Below are 22,106 nucleotides of genomic sequence, written 5' to 3'. Positions count from 1 at the left end.
ATTCTATAAAAATGGTATAATAAAACCACTCAAGGGAGTAGCTGGCGGTTTTCCGCGATAGTGTCGTCATTACGAATTATTTCCGGCACTATATTAAACAGCGAGACTTGTTTTTTTAAAAAACAGGTCTCTTTTTTTGTAAAAAGAGGCCAAAAAGGAGGAGACTGTTTTGTCAAAAGAACAAAATAAAGATTTGTTTTACACGCAATCTTCTGAGGAAGTCCTAAAGAACTTGGACTCATCTGTCGAAGGTTTGTCAACCGCCCAGGCTCAAGAACGCTTAGCGAATTATGGTCGTAATGAGTTGGAAGAGGGTGAAAAACGTAGCCTACTAGCTAAATTCCTTGATCAATTTAAGGATTTGATGATTATCATCTTGCTTGTGGCAGCGGCACTTTCTGTGATTACAGAAGGAATGGACGGTCTAACGGATGCCATGATCATCTTGGCCGTTGTTGTCTTGAATGCTGCCTTTGGGGTTTACCAAGAAGGGCAAGCAGAAGCAGCCATTGAAGCTCTGAAAAATATGTCTAGCCCCATGGCTCGTGTTCGTCGTGATGGCCATGTTATTGAGATTGACTCAAAAGAATTGGTACCCGGAGATATCGTCTTGCTTGAAGCGGGAGATGTCGTGCCTGCAGATATGCGTTTGTTTGAAGCAGCTTCTCTTAAAATTGAAGAAGCAGCTCTTACAGGGGAGTCTGTGCCAGTTGAAAAAGATGTGACAGGACTTGTTGAAGCAGATGCTGGTATTGGGGACCGCGTTAATATGGGTTACCAAAACTCAAATGTAACTTATGGTCGTGGTATTGGTGTCGTAACAAACACTGGTATGTATACAGAAGTTGGTAAGATTGCAGATATGTTGGCTAATGCCGATGAGACTGAAACACCATTGAAGCAAAGCTTGGAACAATTATCTAAAGCCTTGACTTACTTAATTGTTGTGATTGCGGTCATTACTTTCTTAGTTGGTGTCTTCGTTCGTGGAGAGCATCCATTAGAAGGCTTGATGGTTGCGGTAGCCCTTGCGGTTGCGGCCATTCCAGAAGGACTTCCTGCCATTGTAACTATCGTTCTATCTTTGGGAACTACAACCCTTGCCAAACGCAATTCGATTGTTCGTAAATTACCAGCGGTTGAAACTCTTGGTTCAACAGAAATCATCGCATCTGATAAAACAGGTACTTTGACTATGAACCAAATGACTGTTGAGAAGGTCTACACCAACGGTCAATTGCAAAGCTCTGCAGCTGAAATTGCTGCTAGCAACAATACCCTTCGTATCATGAACTTTGCCAATGATACTAAGGTGGACCCATCTGGCAAGTTGATTGGGGACCCAACAGAGACTGCTTTGGTACAGTTTGGTTTGGATCACAATTTTGATGTTCGCGAAATTTTGAAGGATGAACCACGTGTGGCAGAATTGCCATTTGACTCTGACCGTAAGCTTATGTCAACTATCCATAAGGAATCGGACGGTTCTTACTTTATCGCTGTCAAAGGAGCTCCTGACCAATTGCTCAAACGTGTGACGCGTATTGAAGTTAATGGGGAAGTTCGTCCTATCACGGATGAAGACAAGAAAGCTATCCTTGCTACCAACAAAGACTTGGCCAAACAAGCCCTTCGTGTCTTGATGATGGCTTATAAGACAAGCAACGAAATCCCAACCTTGGAATCTGAAATTGTTGAGTCTGACCTCATTTTCTCTGGTTTGGTCGGCATGATTGACCCTGAGCGTCCAGAAGCAGCAGAAGCTGTCCGTGTCGCTAAGGAAGCGGGTATCCGTCCTATCATGATCACGGGTGACCACCAAGATACAGCAGAAGCCATTGCCAAACGTCTGGGAATCATCGATCCAAATGATACAGAAGACCATGTCTTCACAGGGGCTGAGTTGAATGAACTCTCTGACGAAGAATTCCAAAAAGTCTTCAAGCAATACTCTGTCTATGCGCGTGTATCACCTGAACACAAAGTTCGGATCGTGAAAGCTTGGCAAAATGAAGGCAAAGTTGTTGCTATGACTGGTGACGGGGTCAACGATGCACCATCACTTAAGACAGCTGATATCGGTATCGGTATGGGGATTACAGGTACAGAAGTTTCTAAGGGAGCTTCAGACATGGTCCTTGCAGATGATAACTTTGCAACCATTATCGTAGCGGTAGAAGAAGGACGTAAGGTCTTCTCAAATATCCAAAAATCAATCCAATACCTCTTGTCTGCCAATATGGCTGAAGTCTTCACCATCTTCTTTGCAACCCTCTTTGGTTGGGATGTGTTACAACCAGTACATCTTCTTTGGATCAACTTGGTAACAGATACCCTACCAGCCATCGCCCTTGGTGTGGAACCAGCTGAGCCAGGTGTCATGACCCACAAACCTCGAGGACGTAAATCTAACTTCTTTGACGGTGGGGTCTTCGGAGCTATTCTTTATCAAGGTGTCTTCCAAACCATGCTGGTTCTTGGTGTTTATGGCTGGGCCTTACTCTATCCAGAACATGCGACTCGTGCCGAAATCCATGCAGACGCTTTGACTATGGCCTTTGCAACTCTTGGTTTGATCCAATTGCTCCATGCCTTTAACGTTAAATCGGTTTACCAATCCATCTTTAAAGTGGGACTCTTCAAGAACAAGACCTTTAACTGGTCGATTCCAGTTGCCTTTGTTCTCTTGATGGCGACCATCATTGTCCCTGGATTTAACAAACTCTTCCATGTCTCTCATTTGAGTTTGACACAATGGTTAGCTGTTATGATTGGTTCGCTCTTGATTGTTGTTCTCGTTGAGATTGTAAAAGCCGTTCAACGTGCACTTGGAAAAGATAAAAACGCCATTTAAGGATAAAAAAAGTCATCTTCGGATGGCTTTTTTTGCGGGCAAAATAGACTGGGCATATTTCTTGAGGTACGTGTGGATTTTTGATAAACTAGTCAACAGTTTGAAGAAAGGAAACTTAGTTATGAAAAAGTTTTTTGCTGAAGTAATCGGCACATTTATGCTTGTCTTTATCGGGACTGGCGCAGTTGTTTTTGGAAATGGAACAGAAGGTCTGGGACATTTAGGAATTGCTTTGGCATTCGGTTTATCCATTGTTGCAGCAGCTTACTCAATTGGGACTGTTTCTGGTGCCCACTTGAACCCAGCTGTTTCGATTGCCATGTTTGTGAACAAACGCTTGTCTTCAAAGGACTTGATTAATTATATTGCAGCGCAAGTAGTGGGGGCGGTTCTCGCATCTGCAACAGTACTTTTCCTCTTGTCAAATTCAGGTATGTCAACAGCTAGTCTTGGTGAAAATGCCTTGGCTAAAGGAGTGACTCCATTTGGCGGTTTCTTGTTTGAAGTGATTGCGTCCTTTATCTTTATCTTAGTCATCATGACAGTGACATCAGCTACCAAAGGTAATGGGAAAATCGCTGGTCTTGTGATCGGTTTGAGCTTGACTTTGATTATTCTTGTTGGTTTGAACATTACAGGACTTTCTGTTAACCCAGCTCGTAGCTTGGCACCTGCCCTCTTTGTTGGTGGTGCAGCCCTTCAACAAATTTGGATCTTTATCTTGGCTCCAATTGTCGGTGGTGTTCTGGCTGCAATCGTTGCAAAAAATCTCTTGGATACAGAAGAGTAAAAAAATTGGTTCCGAAGGAACCAATTTTTTTATAGTTCAAGGATCGCCATGGCTTGAGAAAATTCATGAGCGAGCTTTTTTTTCTTGTATGCTTTAAATTCGGGGAGGTCTTTGATTCTGCGATAGCGTTTGTAGGGATCGTATCGTTTTGGAAAATCATATTCAGGAAAAGCTTCGAAAAATTGTTTGCAAAGCTCCCATTCTCGGACATAGCCTAAAGGTCTGGCATGATAGGTGATATTGTCGATTTTCCTATCTGAAATTCTGTGGTGGCTGTGTCCAAATATGACATCTTTGACAGGGAATTGCCGAAAAAGCTCATGAAAGGCTTGGCTCCCTAGAAAAGCATTAAAGCGTTCAAAATAAGGGTGGCGCAGGAGAAACTGACTATGAGGAACAAAGTGCATGGCGATGATCAGGGGTTGGTCTACACGCATGAGCTCTTGTTCCAGCTCTTGCAACAGACGTTGGGTAATGGCTGGATCAGATCCCATTCGTTGGAGGCGTCTGTCAAACCAAAATAGATTTTTGGTTTGGAGATGTTTTTGGGGAGAGATGGCAGGAACAAAACTGTAGTCATACCAGCCCGAAAAGGCAAGAAGCGTATGATTGGAGAAGGGAATCTTTTGAAATTCAAAAGGTCTCATGGCTTCTTCTGATAGGCCCAGCATATCATGATTTCCTAAGCTAAAGGTCACAGGAAGGTGACATTGAAGTTGGTCTAAAAATTCCTGTGAGGTCTTTTCAAAGCCGTTGGCAATATCTCCTGCAATATGTAGATGTTGAATGTTTTGTTGCTGGAAAAGAGTGATCAGGGTCTCTAATTCATCTTTGCCGAAGTTGTTCGAATCAATATGTAAATCGGACATAAAAGCTACTGTTGTCATGCTACCAGTCTAGCATAAGAGGATCTTTTTTTCTAACAATTAGGTTACAAATGAATAGAAAAAATGCTGAAAATCAGCTGGATTGGCAGTGGTCAACCAGCAGATCCAATATTGGAAGGTGGGCAAATAGTGAAGGTTATGATATAATAGACTAGATACATAGAAAGAGGTACTTATGGACATTTCAGAAATTCGTCAAAAAATTGACGCAAATCGTGAAAAATTAGCTTCTTTCAGGGGGTCTCTTTGACTTAGAGGCATTGGAAGAAGAAATTGCCATTTTAGAAAATAAAATGACAGAACCTGATTTTTGGGATGATAACATTGCTGCGCAAAAGACATCTCAAGAATTAAATGAACTCAAGCAGACCTATGAAAATTTCCATCAAATGGTGGATCTCTTTGATGAGTCAGAAATCTTACTGGACTTTTTGGCAGAAGATGATTCGGTCAAAGAAGAATTGATCGAGAAGTTGGAGGAGCTGGATAAACGTATGACCAGCTATGAGATGACCTTGCTATTGTCTGAACCTTATGACAATAATAATGCCATCTTAGAAATCCACCCAGGTTCAGGAGGAACAGAAGCTCAGGACTGGGGCGACATGCTTCTTCGGATGTATACTCGTTTTGGAAATGCTCACGGCTTTAAAGTTGAAGTCTTGGACTATCAGGCTGGAGATGAGGCTGGAATCAAGTCTGTGACCTTATCTTTTGAAGGGCCACATGCATACGGTCTTCTGAAATCTGAAATGGGGGTACACCGTTTGGTTCGGATCTCTCCATTTGACTCTGCTAAACGGCGTCATACGTCTTTTACATCTGTTGAGGTTATGCCCGAATTAGACGATACCATCGAGGTTGAAGTTCGTGATGATGATATCAAGATGGATACCTTCCGCTCTGGTGGAGCTGGTGGACAAAACGTCAACAAGGTCTCTACAGGGGTGCGCTTGACCCACATTCCGACAGGGATTGTAGTGGCATCCACCGTGGATCGAACCCAATACGGGAACCGTGATCGTGCGATGAAGATGTTGCAGGCTAAACTCTACCAATTAGAGCAAGAGAAAAAAGCAGCAGAAGTGGATTCTCTAAAAGGGGATAAAAAAGAAATCACCTGGGGAAGTCAAATCCGCTCCTATGTTTTTACCCCTTACACCATGGTTAAGGATCACCGGACCAACTACGAAGTAGCGCAGGTAGACAAGGTGATGGATGGAGATATCGATGGCTTTATCGATGCCTACCTTAAATGGCGTCTCCAATAACCTCGAGGGAATCAACCAGAAAAGAATGAAAGGAATTTCATTACATGTCAATGATTGAAATGAAAGATGTTGTCAAAAAGTATGACAACGGGACGACGGCCCTTCGCGGGGTCTCTGTCCAAATTGAACCAGGAGAATTTGCCTACATCGTAGGACCTTCTGGTGCAGGGAAGTCGACCTTTATTCGACTTTTATACCGTGAAGTCAAACACGATAAAGGAAGTTTGAAAGTAGCTGATTTTGATTTGGATAAAATCAAAAAACGCGATATTCCTATGTTGCGACGCAATGTGGGAGTGGTCTTCCAAGATTATAAATTGCTTCCAAAGAAAACCGTTTATGAAAATATTGCCTACGCTATGCAAGTTATCGGTGAGCGCCGTCGCAATATTAAAAAGCGTGTGATGGAAGTTTTGGATCTTGTCGGATTGAAACACAAGGTCCGCTCATTCCCGAATGAATTGTCCGGTGGGGAGCAACAACGGATTGCGATTGCTCGTGCGATCGTCAACAATCCGAAAGTCTTGATTGCGGATGAGCCAACGGGGAACTTGGACCCAGATAATTCATGGGAAATCATGAATCTTTTGGAGCGGATTAATCTGCAAGGGACCACAGTATTGATGGCGACCCACAATAGCCAGATTGTAAATACTTTACGTCACCGTGTCATCGCGATTGAAAATGGTCGTGTAGTGCGTGATGAAGCGGAAGGAGAGTACGGATACGATGATTAGAAGATTTTTCCGACACTTAATCGAATCGCTTAAAAGCTTGAAACGAAATGGTTGGATGACGATTGCAGCGGTCAGCTCGGTTATGATTACCCTTAGCTTGGTTGCTATTTTCGCCTCAGTTATTGCCAATACCATCAAGCTTTCAGATGATATTCAAAACAGTGTGCGGGTTGTAGTATACATGCGCAAGGATATTCAAGATCAGAGCGAGCAGATTGAAAAAGACGGTCAAACCGTGACCAATGAAAACTACCATAAGGTCTACGATGCTCTGACAGCCATGAAGCATGTTGATAAGGTTGATTTTTCTAGCAAGGAAGAACAGTATGATAAACTGATCAAAACGGCTGGGAACAACTGGAAGATTTTTGATGGAGATGCCAATCCTCTCTATGATGCTTATTATGTAGAGACAACAGCTCCTAAATATGTAAAGCAAGTATCGGCTGATGCCAAAAAAATTGAAGGGGTCTCTGAAGTTAAAGATGGTGGGGTCGATACCCAACGCTTGTTTGCTCTTGGAACCTTCATCCGAAACTGGGGCTTGATTGGTGTAGCTTTATTGATTTTCATCGCAGTCTTCTTGATTTCAAATACCATTCGGATTACCATCATTTCACGTAGTCGTGAGATTAAGATTATGCGACTGGTAGGAGCAAAAAATGGCTATATTCGTGCACCATTCCTTTTAGAAGGTGCTTGGATCGGTCTCTTGGGAGCCTTGGTTCCTTCAGCTTTGGTCTTCTATGTTTATAATGTTGTCTATACATCTATGAACAATAACTTGGCAGATCAAAACTTGTATCTCTATAGTCCTCATCTCTTGGTACCGATCATGGTCGGTGGCCTCTTTGGATTAGGAATTTTGATTGGAGCGATTGGTTCTTCAATCTCCATGAGACGTTTTCTTAAGATATAATAAAAAAGCAAGTTCGCACTTGCTTTTTTTGTCTACTTTTATGAGGACAGGAAGGATGATAAGGACTCTTTAGGATTGTCTAAAGAAGGGATTGAACATCTTCTCGTGACCAATAGAAGTCTCAGGGCCATGACCGGGATAGACAGTGTAGGAAGATGGAAGGGTAAAGAGTTCTTCTCTGATACTGCTAAGCAACTGTGTCGCGTTCCCTGTTGGAAGATCGGTCCGTCCAATGGTTTCGCGAAAAAGGGCGTCACCGGATAGAACCAGGTGATCCTCAGGAAAGACGATGGAGACCCCTCCTGCAGAGTGGCCTGGTGTCTCCAGAACATAAAAGTGGAAATCGGCTATTTGGTAATCGGAGCGAATGTCATAAAGGAAGTCGGCCTCCTTGCATACCACATCTTCTAAATCCGCATGACGATCCAAACCAGATAAATTATCGACAGGAGAAGACAACCAACTGGCTTCTGCTGAATGGACATAAACAGATGGGAAATGATAGGTCTGACGAACCTTTTCAAGACTCATAATGTGATCGTAATGTGTATGGGTTAAAAGAATCGCTACGATTGGTTTACCGATGCGATCTATTTGTTTTTGAATGGTCGCCCAGTCGCTACCTGGATCGACAAGAATGAGGGAATGGTCATTTTCAAGGTAGTAGGTGTTTTCATAAGCTACAGGATTAACGGTACGATAGATTTTCATAAGGACTCCTTTCTAGAATAGTGTATCAAATTGCGAGGAAAATAACAGGATTGAAGTCAGCATGAAAGGAGAAAAAAATCTGCAGAGCTTGCTCAAACGTGATATAATTTTAAGTATTATGACAAGACAGAAACGGAAATATGCCATTGTGGATCTGGAAGCGACCAGTGCTGGAAGCAATGCTAAGATCATTCAGGTTGGGATTGTCATCATCGAAGATGGGAGGATTACTCAATCCTATGAGACGGATGTGAATCCCCATGAACGATTGGATGAGCATATCAAACAATTGACTGGCCTGACAGATGCTCGCTTGAAAAAAGCACCAGAGTTTGCACAAGTGGCAAAAGAAATTTTTGAATTAATAGAAGATGCCGTCTTTGTGGCCCATAATGTCAAATTTGATGCGAATTTATTGGCAGAAGCCCTTTTTTGGGAAGGATTTGAGCTAACGACTCCTCGGATTGATACGGTTGAATTGTCTCAAATTTTCTATCCGACTTTAGAACGCTACAATTTAGGAGCGCTTGCGGCTGAACTGGAAATTGAGTTGCACCATGCTCACTCCGCTCTAGCGGATGCTATGGCAACAGCCCAGCTGCTGTTGAAATTGAGAGAGAAAATTGCGAGCTTACCAAGAGGATTGATCGAAAAACTTCTTTCGATGGCAGATTGTTTGATTTATGAATCGCGACTCTTAATAGAAGATGCGCTTGAAGACAGTAGCCTTTTTTTACCAGCTCATTTAGTAGAAGTTCATGGTCTCTATCTGCGAAAGCCACAACAGTTTATAGAAAGTCGTCATTTGTCTGAACAGTTTGAACTCAATATGCAGCTGTTGGGAATGGAGGCTTATCCGGAACAAAGAGAATTTGTTGCCTATATCGAGGACAGTTTGCAACAGCCACTTCCGAGTTTTATTGAAGCGCCAACGGGTATTGGGAAGACCTACGCCTATCTATTAACGCTTTTGGCGAAAACTTCCAAGCGCATTCTTGTCAGTGTTCCCACTAAAATTCTTCAGGATCAAATTATGAAGAAGGAAGGAAAGACCATCCAAGATCTTTTCCAAATTCCCTTTCATAGTCTGAAAAGTCCCAAGGATTACATCCAACTCGATAAATTGTATGAGGCCTTACAGAGTGAGTCAGATAATGGGATGATCCGACGCTTTAAAATGCAACTGTTGGTTTGGCTGACCATGACGGAAACGGGAGAGTTCAGTGAAATTGGTCAACTCTATCGTCATCTTCATTTTGTATCTGAAATATGCCACGATGGCCAATTGTCAAAACGTTCACTTTTTTATCAGGAAGATTTTTGGCGTCTCGGCCAGGAAAAAGTGAAAACCAGCCGGGTAATTCTGACCAATCATGCCTATCTGTTAACACGTCTAGAAGATGATAAGAGTCTACTTCAAGAATCTGTTCTGGTAGTGGATGAAGCGCAAAAACTCTTCTTTGCTTTAGAACAGTTTTCACAGAGAGAAGAAACCTTGCAATCTCTTCTTCTAGGCTTGCAACACGCCATCGAAGAGGAAAAAGATCTTCTGCAACGGCGTTTGCTGGAAAGTATTCAATTTGAATTAAATGCCTGCTCTAAGGAAGTTGTACAAGGAAAAACAGCGATCTTATCAGATCAAACAGTGGCAAAAATTCGACAGGATGTATCGGAATTAAAAAACGAATCTCTAGAGAATCTAAGGGAATTGTTTGATGAGCGATACCAGATTTTTTGGATGGACAAGGAAGTGGTCGAAAGCCACCAGATTCTTCGTCTCCATGGAGGAGTTGAGGACTTGCTATCCTTTAAGGAGTTTGTGCCTGAAGAAGTACCCGTGCTCTTTGTATCAGCGACGATCGCGATCAGTAAAAAGGTGCATTTACCTGCTCTTTTAGGATATCAAGAGCAGCAGATCTACCGGGTGCCAATAACAGTCAAACAACACCAGGAATTGTTGGTGCCGATAGATTTTCCAGATGTCGTTTCTTTATCTTCCGTGGAGTATGCAGGAGAGATTTGTCAGCTCATCGATGAACTTTTTCCTCTAAGAAAACCAATTTTTCTCTTGTTTACCTCAAAAGAATTGTTACTGGAGACGTCAAACGCCTTGAAGTTTCCTCATTTGGCCCAGTATCGAAATGGCGATGCAGCTAATATTAAGCGACGATTTGACCGAGGAGAAACCTCTATTTTATTGGGAACAGGAAGCTTTTGGGAGGGAGTCGATTTTTCCCAACAAAAAGAAGTGATTCAAATCATCACGCGCCTTCCTTTTGACAATCCTAAAGATTATATGGTTCAAAAGCTGAATACAAAACTCAGAGAACAGGGGAAAAATCCCTTTTACGACTATAGTCTTCCAGTCGCGATTTTAAGGCTCAAACAGGCTATTGGGAGAACCAGCCGTTTTCAAGATCAGGAATCTCTGGTCCTCTTATTGGATCAGCGGGTGGTAACCAAGCGATATGGAAAACAAATTTTGGACGGGTTGCAACAAGTGTTGCCCCTTCACACGACAGTGAGAGAGCGGCTTGTTGAGCAAGCAGCTGACTTTTTTGAAAGGAATTGAGAAAATGAAAAATAAAGGATTTGGACTTGCAATTGCATTTGTACTGGCACTTTGTGCTATGTTGTTGGGAACTTTCTTTCCCATTATTGGCTCCAGTGTTTTTGCCTTAATTTTAGGAATTGTCCTTAATGAATTTGTGGATTTGCCGGAGAATTCACGACCAGGCTTGAACTGGTCCGGTAAGAAATTGTTACAGTATTCGATTATCTTCATGGGATTTAGCTTGCCCATTGCGACGGTTGCCTCTACAGGTTTGTCTTCTTTAAAGATTAGTCTGCCAACGATAACCGTTGCCTTTCTTGCAGCTATTATTTTTGGGAGAGTCTTCCACCTGAAATCTCATCTACGGACCTTAATTGGGTTTGGTACAGCTATTTGTGGTGGATCTGCTATTGCAGCAGCAGCACCGATCATTGAAGCAGACGAAGAGGAAATAGCCCTATCTATGTCAACTATCTTCTTCTTCAACATTTTGGCTGTCTTTATCTTTCCAGTATTAGGCCATTTATGGCATATGTCTAATTTTCAATTTGGCCTCTGGTCAGGAACAGCCATTAACGATACGTCATCTGTTGTAGCAGCAGCATTTTCTTACAGTAAAGCAGCGGGGCAAATGGCTACAATTGTTAAGTTAACACGCGCCCTGATGATTGTACCAGTTTGTTTGGGCTTGATCGGTTTAAAATGGTATCGGAGTAAACAACAAGGAAGAAACAAAGGAATGTTAAAGAAAATTATTCCTTGGTTTATTATCTGGTTTATTGTGGCTTCCATTCTTTCTTCTATTGGCCTGGTACCTAAAGTGGTCCTACCATACCTAAATGACCTTTCTCACCTCTTTATGGCCATGGCCTTGGTTGGAATCGGAAGCAAGGTTTCTTGGAAACAGTTCCGTGCAGCAGGAGCAGCCCCCCTTCTAGTAGGGTTGATTGCTTGGTTTTGTGTAGCAGGATCTAGCTTGATTCTACAAATGTTGTTCTATTAATTGATTTGATGATTCTCACAGAAAGGAACGTGAATGAAGAAACATCATTTTTGGACGATTCACCTGGATTATTCCATCATTGGGAGTGTCTTCGCCCTTCTCATGATTGGGATTTTATCTGTTTATGTGGCAGTTTCTCATGATTATCCCCAAATGGTGTGGCCTTTTTTGGGGCAGCAATTAGCCTGGATTGGTGTGGGATGTATTATTTGCCTGATTGTGACGATTTTTAGTACGAAATTTCTTTGGAAAATCACTCCCTTTCTTTACCTACTAGGCTTGGCCTTGATGGTTCTTCCTCTTGTTTTTTATAATCCAAACTTGGTGGCTTCAACAGGTGCAAAAAACTGGGTAGCTTATGGAAACATCACCTTATTTCAGCCTTCAGAATTTATGAAGATTCCCTTCATCCTGATGCTGTCACGTTCTATTGTTCGATTTTTACAAAGAAATAAGGGGCGTGAGCGATTGTTACGACAAGATTGGTTTTTAATTCTAGAGTTGACCATCTATACAATTCCGGTCTTTGCCTTATTGGCCCTCCAGCAGGACTTGGGAACGGCCTTAGTATTCTTGGCCATCTTTGCGGGCTTAGTGCTCGTTTCAGGAGTTTCTTGGAAAATAATCTTGCCGGTCATCTTGCTTCTGGCAGGTGGGTTAGCAGGCTTTCTCTTTCTCTTTCTATCAGAAGGGGGTCGGGCTTTTCTGCACCAGCAAGTAGGGATGCCAACCTACCAAATGAACCGTATTTTAGCCTGGTTAAATCCTTTTGACTATGCACAAACAACCACCTACCAGCAGGCGCAAGGACAGCTAGCCATTGCCAGTGGTGGACTCTTTGGTCAAGGATTTAATGTATCTAATTTATTGGTTCCCGTAAGGGAAAGTGATATGATTTTTACGGTCGTAGCAGAGGACTTTGGATTTGTTGGAGCTCTGGTATTGTTGATTTTATATGTGTCCCTGATTTACCGCATTTTAAAAATTACCCTACAGTCCAATAACCAATTTTATACCTATATCTCCATCGGATTTATTATGATGCTGGTCTTTCATATTTTTGAAAATGTTGGAGCAGTAACGGGTCTTCTCCCCTTGACGGGGATTCCCCTCCCCTTTATCTCACAAGGTGGATCGTCTATTATTAGTAATCTGATTGGTGTTGGTCTGGTCCTCTCAATATATAATCATAGTAGCAGAAAGAAAGAGCCAGAAGAAGGGCCTCCAATCCGTAAAAAAGTAGTCCTTAAAAAGGCGCAATAGCGCAATAGATAGAAAGAAGGAATGAAAATGAAAAAAGTAGCAACGGTTTTAGCAAATGGTTTTGAAGAAATTGAAGCCTTGACCATTGTCGATGTTTTGAGACGTGCTGGGATCGACTGTGACCTTATTGGTATGGAAGAAACGGTCACAGGTTCTCACCAGATCACAGTGGAAGTCGACCGCCTCTGGAATGGGGACCTGTCAGATTATGATGGAATCTTCTTACCAGGTGGGATGCCAGGAGCAGCGAATTTGAGGGATAATGCAGAATTGATCACAGCTCTTCAGGAAGAAAGTGGCAAAGGAAAAACCATCTCTGCAATTTGTGCCGCTCCCATTGTTTTGGCGCGTGCCGGCCTCTTAAAAGATAAACACTATACCTGTTACGATGGTTTTGAAGAAGAGATTCAAGATGGGCACTATCAGAAAGAAACAGTGGTGAAAGACGGGAATCTCTTGACCAGTCGTGGTCCTTCAACTGCGCTTGCCTTGGCTTATGCCTTGGTAGAGCAATTTGGAGGAGATGCCCAAAGCCTTCGTCAAGGAATGCTCTATCAAGATGTCTTTGGAGATGCTTAAAAGAGCTCTTTTGGACACCATATTTTCTGGTGAAAGTTTACATTCTATGACGGGAAATGACTTCTCTATGATTTAAAATGAAATGACCGTAAAAAATGGCTAAAATCCCCCCTAAATGAGGGTTTTAGCTTATTTTTTTTGTCCATTTGTGGTATAATATTGACTATGAATTATCATGATTTTATATGGGATCTTGGTGGGACGCTATTGGATAATTACGAAACGTCCACAAATGCCTTTGTAGCGACATTGAAGGACTTTCACATCCAAGCCGATCATGATTCTGTTTATGCAGCATTAAAAATCTCAACACAGGATGCAATTCAAACCTTTGCCCCTCATATTTCCAATTTTCGTACGGAATACAAGAAAAAAGAAGCCTTGGGCTTGCAAGAGCCGGTCTTATTTGAGGGAGCAAAAGAGTTACTAGAAGAGATCCAAGCACATGGAGGACGCCATTTTTTGGTATCTCATCGGGATCGCCAAGTTTTGACCCTTATTGAACAGACAGGCATTGCACCCTACTTTACGGAGATTGTAACGGCAGACGAGGGCTTTCCTCGAAAACCAGACCCAGCCTCTATGCTTTATTTGAAGGAAAAATATGGTATTCAAGACGGTCTGGTCATCGGAGATCGTCCGATCGATATAGAAGCTGGAAAGGCTGCAGGGCTTTCGACCTATTTATTTGATTCTATGCCACACTTACACCAGTTTATATTTGAATAGAAAAGGGAAATTATGACAGAGGATAAACAGCAAGAAAATCAAGCACAAGAATATGATGCCAGTCAGATTCAGGTCTTGGAAGGACTAGAAGCCGTTCGGATGCGTCCGGGAATGTATATTGGATCTACCTCAAAAGAAGGTCTTCATCATCTGGTCTGGGAAATCGTTGATAACTCGATCGACGAAGCCTTAGCTGGTTTTGCTAGCCATATTGAAGTTTTCATTGAAGCAGATAATTCGATCACGGTTGTCGATGATGGTCGTGGGATCCCAGTGGATATCCAAGAAAAGACAGGTCGACCTGCCGTTGAAACTGTCTTTACCGTGCTTCACGCGGGAGGAAAATTTGGCGGAGGCGGCTACAAGGTTTCTGGTGGTCTTCACGGGGTAGGGTCATCCGTCGTGAATGCCCTCTCCACATCCCTCGATGTTCGCGTCTATAAAAATGGCAGTATCTATTACCAAGAGTATCGACGTGGACACGTTGTGGATGATTTGAAAGTCATCGGGGAGACTGATCGGACAGGGACAACCGTCCACTTTATTCCAGACCCAGAAATCTTCACGGAAACCACCGAGTATGATTTTGAAAAATTAAATAAACGAATTCAAGAACTAGCCTTTTTGAATCGTGGCTTGCGTATTTCTTTGACGGATAAGCGAGAAGGCTTAGAGCAAGAAAAGCATTACCACTACGAAGGTGGGATCTCTAGTTACGTCGAATACATCAATGAAAACAAAGATGTCATCTTTGAAAAACCAATCTACACAGATGGTGAAATGGATGATATTACAGTTGAAGTAGCTATGCAATATACCACAGGCTACCATGAGACGGTCATGAGTTTTGCGAATAACATTCATACCCATGAAGGTGGGACTCATGAACAGGGCTTCCGTACAGCTCTCACTCGTGTGATCAATGATTACGCTAAGAAAAATAAACTCTTAAAAGAAAATGAAGACAACTTAACAGGTGAGGATGTTCGGGAAGGTTTAACAGCAGTTATCTCAGTTAAACATCCAAACCCACAGTTTGAAGGACAAACCAAGACAAAGCTTGGAAATTCAGAAGTTGTAAAAATTACCAATCGACTCTTTAGTGATGCCTTTTCTGATTTCCTTTTGGAAAATCCACAAATCGCTAAGAAAATCGTTGAAAAAGGGATTTTAGCAGCTAAAGCTCGGGTAGCAGCTAAGCGGGCACGGGAAGTGACCCGTAAGAAATCGGGACTTGAGATCTCTAACCTGCCTGGTAAATTGGCAGACTGTTCTTCAAACAACCCACAAGAAACAGAACTCTTCATCGTCGAAGGGGATTCGGCTGGAGGATCTGCTAAATCAGGTCGGAACAGGGAGTTCCAGGCGATTCTCCCTATTCGTGGGAAAATCCTCAACGTGGAAAAGGCCAGTATGGACAAGATTCTTGCCAATGAAGAGATCCGTAGTTTATTTACTGCTATGGGAACTGGATTTGGTGCTGAATTTGATGTCACAAAAGCGCGTTATCAAAAATTAGTCATCATGACCGATGCCGATGTCGATGGCGCACATATTCGAACCCTTCTGTTGACCTTGATCTATCGCTATATGAAACCAGTCTTGGAAGCGGGATATGTTTATATTGCGCAACCACCAATCTATGGGGTCAAAGTCGGTAGTGAGATCAAAGAATATATCCAACCTGGTGCCAACCAAGAAGCAGAATTAGCTGCAGCTTTGGAACGCTATTCAGAAGGTCGCTCAAAACCAACCATCCAACGCTACAAAGGTCTTGGGGAAATGGATGATCACCAATTATGGGAAACAACCATGAACCCCGAACACCGCTTGATGGCACGGGTATCAGTAGACGATGCTGCGGAAGCAGATAAGATATTTGATATGTTGATGGGAGACCGCGTGGAACCACGTCGGGAATTTATTGAAGAAAACGCTGAATATAGTACACTCGATGTATAAAATTCAACGAACGCTTCCCATTAATGGATATTTTATGGTATAATTACTAGGATTACGTTCAAGTAATACGATGAAGGAGTTTTTATATGTCTAGTGGACTAATTGTTCTCATCTTTATTGTCGCCCTTATCTTGATTGTAGGATATGTGGTTGCAGTCATTTTGAGAAAACGAAACGAGGCCTTACTGGCAGCACTGGAAGAACGAAAAGAAAAGTTATATAACCTTCCGGTCAACGATGAAGTTGAGGCCGTAAAAAACATGCATTTGATTGGTCAAAGTCAAGTTGCATTTCGTGAATGGAATCAAAAATGGGTAGATTTATCCTTAAATTCATTTGCTGATATTGAAAACAATCTGTTTGAAGCGGAAGGCTACAATAATTCTTTCCGTTTCATGAAGGCTAAACAAGCTATTGACAATATCGAAAGTCAGATCCAGTTGATCGACGAAGATATCAAGGCGATTCGCCAAGCCCTTTCAGATCTTGAAGAGCAAGAACAAAAAAATAGCGGACGCGTGGTTCATGCCTTAGATATGTTTGAAGAACTTCAAAAAGAAGTCACTTCAGATCCAGATCGTTATGGCAGTGCGCTTCCTGAAATTGAAAAGCAAATTGGAAATATTCAATCTGAGTTTTCACAATTTGTCACCTTGAATTCTTCAGGTGACCCTGTTGAAGCAGCTGAAATCCTTGATACCGCTGAGAATCATATTGTGGCCTTAAAACAAATTGTTGAGCGAGTGCCAGAAATTGTCACCGCTCTTCAGTCAAAACTTCCAGACCAATTAGAGGATTTGGAAAGTGGCTACCGAAAGCTTTTGGAATCTGGCTACCACTTCACTGAAACAGATATTGAATCTCGTTTCCAACAGTTGCATGCTTCCTTGAAGAACAATATGGCAAATGTATCCGCGCTTGAATTGGACAATGCTATTTACGAGAATGAGCAAATTCAAGAGGAAATCGATGCATTGTATCACATCTTTACTCGTGAAATCGAATCACAAAAAGTCGTGAAGAAGTTAGTGAAACAACTGCCTGGCTATTTGAAACACGCAAAAGATAACAATAGCAACCTTGCAGCAGAAGTGGAACGCCTTGGTAAAACATTCGTCTTGAATGAAAGCTTTAGCCAACAGTTAAAAGAGTTGGAAGCTGAGCTATCTTCACAAGAAAATGTGGTAGAAGATGCCTTGAAAGATTCATCTGAAACACAAAAGGCCTATTCTATCGTAGAAGAAGAGTTAGAAGCTATTGAAGCTCGCTTGAAAGAAATCGAAGATGAGCAAATTGGTTTAAGTGATTCCCTTTCAAAAATTGAAAAAGACGATGCCAATGCTCGCCAAAAAGTTAACATCTATGCCAACCGTTTGCATGCCATTAAACGCTATATGGACAAACGGAACTTGCCAGGAATTCCTCAAGAATTCTTGGAATTATTCTTCACAGCAAGCAACAATACAGAGGCTTTGATGGATGAGTTGGAAGGGGATAAAATCAACATCGAATCAACCAATCGTTTGTTAGATATTTTGACAAATGATATGAATGAATTGGAAGAAGCGACTTATCGAATTGTACAAAATGCTACTTTAACTGAGCAGTTGTTGCAATACTCAAACCGTTACCGTTCATTTGATGATCATGTGCAAGCAGCTTTTGATGAATCCCTTTATATTTTCGAAAGAGAATATGACTATGCGGCTTCCTTCAAAGTCATCTCAGATGCTTTGGAGATGGTAGAAGCTGGAGTGACCGATCGCTTTGTTACTTCGTATGAAAAAACTCGGGAGCAAATTCGCTTCTAATAACAAAAAAACGACTTCTTAGGAGGTCGTTTTTTTATCTTCAAATGATCATTGAAACTTGAAATTTAAACCCTATTTTTGTATAGTAAGGGAGAAATAAGAAAGGAAAGCGATGAAAGAAGTAACCGGTCTCCTCGTTATGGATGTAGATGGAACCTTGATCCGACAGGAAGGGATTGATCTACTAGCTCAAGAAGCTGGCGTGGGAGAAAAAGTAGCAGAGATAACAGCACAAGCAATGAATGGAGAGCTGGATTTTGCAGCATCTTTACAGGCGCGTGTCGCTTTATTGAAAGGTTTGGAGACATCTATCTTTCCGAAAATTATAGAGCAGATGGACGTTACACCGGGAGCTAAGACCTTAATCACGGAACTTCATCAAAGAGGTTACAAGGTTGGCCTTGTTTCAGGGGGATTTCATGAAGTCATCGATCCTATCGCGAGGTCTTTAGGAATTGATCTGGTTCGTGCTAATCGTTTGCAGACTTTTGATGGCCGTCTGACAGGGAAAGTGCTCGGAGAGATTGTGACCCCTGAAAGAAAAAAAGACAACCTCCTGACATGGGCGAGAGAAAATCATATTCCACGAAGTCAGACGATTGCGATGGGAGATGGTGCCAATGATCTTCCGATGATTGAAACAGCCGGTATCGGGATTGCCTTTATGGCCAAGCCAATCGTCGCTGAGCGTGCCCCATATCGTATCGAGACGAGGGATCTAAGCCTTGTTCTTGAAATTCTAGACCAGCATAGAAAGGAAACAGCATGCATATCCTACTAGCCCCGGATTCATTTAAAGAATCCTTATCTGCCAAACAAGTAGCAGAGGCCTTGAAAAAAGGATTTCAAGAGTCTCTACCAGATGTAACTTTTGACCTCCTTCCTATAGGGGATGGTGGCGAAGGCACCATGGAAACCCTAGCTGGAGTTCTAGATGTAACTGAGTACCAAACGCAAGTAACCGGACCATTTGGACAGCCTGTTTCAATGTCTTACTACCAAAAAGATGAGATGGCCTTTTTTGAGATGGCTTCTCTTGTCGGTTTAGGTTCGATTCCAGCTGAAAAACGAAATCCTCTTGAACTGGAAACACGAGGAATTGGTGAACTTATTTTGCAATTGGTTGACCAAGGAGTTAAAACAATCTGTGTGGGAATTGGCGGTTCTGCAACGAATGATGGTGGGATTGGGATGGCAGCCGGACTTGGGATAGCCTTCTATGATGAACAAGGCCATCTGCTTCGTCCTGTCGGGGCTTCACTCGGTCGTGTGGCTAGAATAGATACCAGTGCGGTTCCAAAAGCTTTAGAAGACATCGAGCTCCAAGTCTTAACGGATGTAACCAATCCTCTCTGTGGCAGTCAAGGAGCGACCTATATCTTTGGTGGGCAAAAGGGATTGAATCCCCTTCTGTTTCCAGCTGTTGATCAGGCTATGCAGGATTTTTACCAGCTAGCTGATGCACGAATTTTGTCTATGCCTGGCGCCGGAGCTGGAGGTGGCATGGCTGCTGGCTTGGTCGCTTTTGCGGGAGGTCAGATTTCATCAGGAATTGAAAAAAGTCTTGATTTGATTGACTTTGATCACAAAGTACAAAAAGCTGATCTGGTCGTCGTGGGAGAAGGTAGGATGGATCTCCAATCACTTTCTGGAAAAGCTCCTGTCGGGGTGGCCGAACGAACACCAGAAAAGATCCCAGTTATAGCTATTTGTGGTAGCTTAGCGGAGGATTTGCCTGCTTTTCCTAGTCATCACATTGAAGCTGCCTTCTCTATCGTACCTGGTCCTTGTGAGGTAGCAGATGCACTCGCTCATGCTGAAAGGAATCTGATTTCCTGTGCTCGAAATATTGGGAACCTTTTAAAAATAAAAGCAAACTAAAAAACCAATGGAAAGGAGATGTTCCCTTCCATTGGTTTTTCTTTAGCTAAAGAGACGTTTCCAAAATGGTTTCTTTTCTGGACTGGCAGTCTCTTTTTTCTTTTCAAATAAATTTGGATACTGGAGACTCATATCTGTTGGTGAAATTCCAGATGGGTGGTCAGTATGGATGATGAGACCAAAGGGGGAATGGCGACAGTCATCCGAAACGATGCTTGCCACAAGACCAAGATCTTTGGTTTTTTTCAAATATTGTAGCTGGCTGCTTTCATCTAAAGCTGGGGAGATCTTGACCAAAACAGGATGAAAGCGATCTGAAATATCAGTGAGGATTGTCGAATACTGCTCCAGGTACATCTTGTCCCTTGCCTCCTCCAAGGTGCATGAAGCAATCACCCGCTCCTCATAAGTCTCCAAAAATCGACGCTGCTCATCCGGATTGAATCGAGTAGGACCAGCAGCTTTTTCTAAAATCGTTTTATTAATATCTGTCATAAGTTTAGTATAGCATAAAGCGTAGCAGAAGAGTAGAAGAATGCTAAAAAATTAAATAAGGAGGGGAAATGGCAGAAAATAAGATAGTGGAACCGTTTTCTTGTTAAAAACTTCTCAATTTTCGTAGATTTCCTTGTTTTTTCTTGAAAAAATAGCCTAATTACGATATGATAGAGGAGTAAAAAATATAACTCAATAAGGAGAGTAAGAAATGTCAATTATTACTGATGTTTACGCTCGCGAAGTCCTAGACTCACGCGGTAACCCAACACTTGAAGTAGAAGTATATACTGAATCAGGTGCTCATGGACGTGGTATGGTTCCATCAGGAGCTTCTACTGGTGAACACGAAGCAGTTGAACTTCGTGACGGTGACAAATCTCGTTACGGTGGTCTTGGAACTCAAAAGGCTGTTGACAACGTAAACAACATTATTGCTGAAGCAATCATCGGCTATGATGTACGTGATCAACAAGCTATCGACCGTGCTATGATCGCTCTTGACGGTACTCCTAACAAAGGTAAATTGGGAGCAAACGCAATCCTTGGTGTGTCTATCGCTGTAGCTCGTGCTGCTGCTGACTACCTTGAAATCCCACTTTACAGCTACCTTGGTGGATTCAACACTAAAGTTCTTCCAACTCCAATGATGAACATCATCAATGGTGGATCTCACTCAGATGCTCCAATCGCTTTCCAAGAATTCATGATCGTACCTGCTGGTGCACCTACATTCAAAGAAGCTCTCCGTTGGGGTGCTGAAATCTTCCACGCACTTAAGAAAATCCTTAAAGGTCGTGGTCTTGAAACAGCCGTTGGTGACGAAGGTGGATTTGCTCCTCGTTTCGACGGAACTGAAGATGGTGTAGAAACTATCATCGCTGCTATCGAAGCTGCTGGTTATGTTCCAGGTAAAGACGTATTTATCGGATTTGACTGTGCATCATCAGAATTCTACGATAAAGAACGCAAAGTTTACGATTACACTAAATTCGAAGGTGAAGGAGCTGCTGTCCGCACTGCTGCTGAACAAATCGACTACCTTGAAGAATTGGTAAACAAATATCCAATCATCACTATCGAAGATGGTATGGATGAAAACGACTGGGACGGTTGGAAAGCTCTTACTGAACGTCTTGGTGGTAAAGTTCAATTGGTTGGTGACGATTTCTTCGTAACAAACACTGACTACCTTTCACGTGGTATCGAAGAAAAATGTGCTAACTCTATCCTTATCAAAGTTAACCAAATTGGTACTCTTACTGAAACATTCGATGCTATCGAAATGGCGAAAGAAGCTGGTTACACTGCCGTTGTATCACACCGTTCAGGTGAAACTGAAGATTCAACAATCGCTGACATCGCAGTTGCAACAAACGCAGGACAAATCAAGACTGGTTCACTTTCACGTACAGACCGTATCGCTAAATACAACCAATTGCTTCGCATCGAAGATCAACTTGGTGAAGTAGCTGAATACCGTGGATTGAAATCATTCTACAACTTGAAAAAATAATCTAGTTTACTAGACTAGAAAGATCCTTGAGTCTTCTCAAGGATCTTTTTTTGCGATTGGGGTAAACAAAAATGAGGCTGGGACAAAAGTCCTGGCCTCTCAATTATTTTTGGATTGTCGAGCAAGACGCAGTGGTTGAGTGGG

Annotated in this window: 18 protein-coding genes; 15 read left to right on the top strand and 3 right to left on the bottom strand. The window is 42.3% G+C overall.

Annotated features, from left to right (window positions below; genetic code table 11):
* Positions 1-169: 169 nt before the first annotated feature.
* Complete coding sequence (locus ADG03_RS02550) at positions 170-2,854, top strand: cation-translocating P-type ATPase (RefSeq protein ID WP_049472435.1); 2,685 nt, start codon at positions 170-172, stop codon at positions 2,852-2,854.
* Between the two features lie 121 nt (positions 2,855-2,975).
* Positions 2,976-3,644 carry an MIP/aquaporin family protein gene (locus tag ADG03_RS02545; RefSeq protein WP_049472434.1) on the top strand — a complete coding sequence of 223 codons (669 nt, stop codon included), beginning with the start codon at positions 2,976-2,978 and terminating at the stop codon, positions 3,642-3,644.
* A gap of 29 nt (positions 3,645-3,673) precedes the next feature.
* Here ADG03_RS02545 and ADG03_RS02540 read toward each other — a convergent pair whose 3' ends face one another.
* Positions 3,674-4,531: a metallophosphoesterase gene (locus tag ADG03_RS02540; protein ID WP_049472432.1), complete on the bottom strand. Its 858-nt coding sequence runs from the start codon at positions 4,529-4,531 to the stop codon at positions 3,674-3,676.
* 175 nt (positions 4,532-4,706) lie between these two features.
* Between ADG03_RS02540 and prfB the strand changes: the two genes are divergently transcribed.
* The 3 genes from prfB to ftsX all read left to right on the top strand — a co-directional run bounded on the left by prfB (position 4,707) and on the right by ftsX (position 7,458).
* A protein-coding gene (prfB, locus tag ADG03_RS02535; RefSeq protein ID WP_100209015.1) for a peptide chain release factor 2 occupies positions 4,707-5,802 on the top strand; the annotation gives its coding sequence in 2 pieces (ribosomal slippage) (positions 4,707-4,778 and positions 4,780-5,802; 1,095 coding nt in all).
* A gap of 44 nt (positions 5,803-5,846) precedes the next feature.
* On the top strand, positions 5,847-6,539 hold the full coding sequence (gene ftsE / locus ADG03_RS02530) for a cell division ATP-binding protein FtsE (RefSeq protein ID WP_003008021.1): 693 nt from the start codon (positions 5,847-5,849) through the stop codon (positions 6,537-6,539).
* On the top strand, positions 6,532-7,458 hold the full coding sequence (gene ftsX / locus ADG03_RS02525) for a permease-like cell division protein FtsX (protein WP_042759907.1): 927 nt from the start codon (positions 6,532-6,534) through the stop codon (positions 7,456-7,458). Before ftsE ends, ftsX begins: the two co-directional genes overlap by 8 nt.
* 69 nt (positions 7,459-7,527) lie before the next feature.
* On the opposite strand, the gene ADG03_RS02520 is transcribed toward ftsX, so the two are convergent.
* Positions 7,528-8,169, bottom strand: coding sequence for an MBL fold metallo-hydrolase (locus tag ADG03_RS02520; protein WP_049472430.1), 642 nt, complete (start codon positions 8,167-8,169; stop codon positions 7,528-7,530).
* A 118-nt stretch (positions 8,170-8,287) separates the two neighbouring features.
* Here ADG03_RS02520 and ADG03_RS02515 point away from each other — a divergent pair, with 118 nt between their 5' ends.
* The 9 genes from ADG03_RS02515 to ADG03_RS02475 all read left to right on the top strand — a co-directional run bounded on the left by ADG03_RS02515 (position 8,288) and on the right by ADG03_RS02475 (position 19,951).
* Positions 8,288-10,741, top strand: a complete 2,454-nt coding sequence (locus tag ADG03_RS02515; protein ID WP_049472452.1) for a bifunctional DnaQ family exonuclease/ATP-dependent helicase — start codon at positions 8,288-8,290, stop codon at positions 10,739-10,741.
* Between the two features lie 4 nt (positions 10,742-10,745).
* Entirely contained in the window at positions 10,746-11,726 is a 981-nt protein-coding gene (locus ADG03_RS02510; protein WP_049472428.1) for a YeiH family protein, read from the top strand.
* 33 nt (positions 11,727-11,759) lie between these two features.
* On the top strand, positions 11,760-12,989 hold the full coding sequence (locus ADG03_RS02505; RefSeq protein WP_049472427.1) for an FtsW/RodA/SpoVE family cell cycle protein: 1,230 nt from the start codon (positions 11,760-11,762) through the stop codon (positions 12,987-12,989).
* Between the two features lie 27 nt (positions 12,990-13,016).
* A complete protein-coding gene (locus ADG03_RS02500; protein WP_049472424.1) occupies positions 13,017-13,568 on the top strand; it encodes a DJ-1 family glyoxalase III in 552 nt (183 codons plus the stop codon).
* A 165-nt stretch (positions 13,569-13,733) separates the two neighbouring features.
* Positions 13,734-14,297 (top strand): HAD-IA family hydrolase, encoded by a 564-nt coding sequence (locus ADG03_RS02495; protein WP_003007999.1) that lies wholly within the window; start codon positions 13,734-13,736, stop codon positions 14,295-14,297.
* A gap of 12 nt (positions 14,298-14,309) precedes the next feature.
* The gene (gene gyrB / locus ADG03_RS02490) at positions 14,310-16,259 is read left to right on the top strand and encodes a DNA topoisomerase (ATP-hydrolyzing) subunit B (RefSeq protein ID WP_049472422.1); all 1,950 of its coding nucleotides are present in this window, start codon (positions 14,310-14,312) and stop codon (positions 16,257-16,259) included.
* Between the two features lie 86 nt (positions 16,260-16,345).
* Positions 16,346-18,070, top strand: a complete 1,725-nt coding sequence (ezrA, locus tag ADG03_RS02485) for a septation ring formation regulator EzrA (protein ID WP_049472420.1) — start codon at positions 16,346-16,348, stop codon at positions 18,068-18,070.
* A gap of 112 nt (positions 18,071-18,182) precedes the next feature.
* Entirely contained in the window at positions 18,183-18,851 is a 669-nt protein-coding gene (gene serB / locus ADG03_RS02480) for a phosphoserine phosphatase SerB (protein ID WP_049472417.1), read from the top strand.
* Positions 18,836-19,951 (top strand): glycerate kinase, encoded by a 1,116-nt coding sequence (locus ADG03_RS02475; RefSeq protein ID WP_049472416.1) that lies wholly within the window; start codon positions 18,836-18,838, stop codon positions 19,949-19,951. The genes serB and ADG03_RS02475 overlap by 16 nt, the downstream gene beginning before the upstream one ends.
* 42 nt (positions 19,952-19,993) lie before the next feature.
* Here ADG03_RS02475 and ADG03_RS02470 read toward each other — a convergent pair whose 3' ends face one another.
* Positions 19,994-20,446, bottom strand: coding sequence for a DUF1694 domain-containing protein (locus ADG03_RS02470; RefSeq protein ID WP_049472414.1), 453 nt, complete (start codon positions 20,444-20,446; stop codon positions 19,994-19,996).
* Between the two features lie 211 nt (positions 20,447-20,657).
* On the opposite strand from ADG03_RS02470, the gene eno reads away from it, so the two are divergent.
* Positions 20,658-21,962: a surface-displayed alpha-enolase gene (eno, locus tag ADG03_RS02465; RefSeq protein WP_021153554.1), complete on the top strand. Its 1,305-nt coding sequence runs from the start codon at positions 20,658-20,660 to the stop codon at positions 21,960-21,962.
* Positions 21,963-22,106 lie beyond the last annotated feature (144 nt).

It is taken from the genome of Streptococcus parasanguinis, assembly GCF_001069785.1.
In the GTDB taxonomy this organism is placed as follows: domain Bacteria; phylum Bacillota; class Bacilli; order Lactobacillales; family Streptococcaceae; genus Streptococcus; species Streptococcus parasanguinis_T.
Note: the sequence above shows the minus strand (reverse complement) of the source record. Positions and strands in the feature narration are given on the sequence as shown.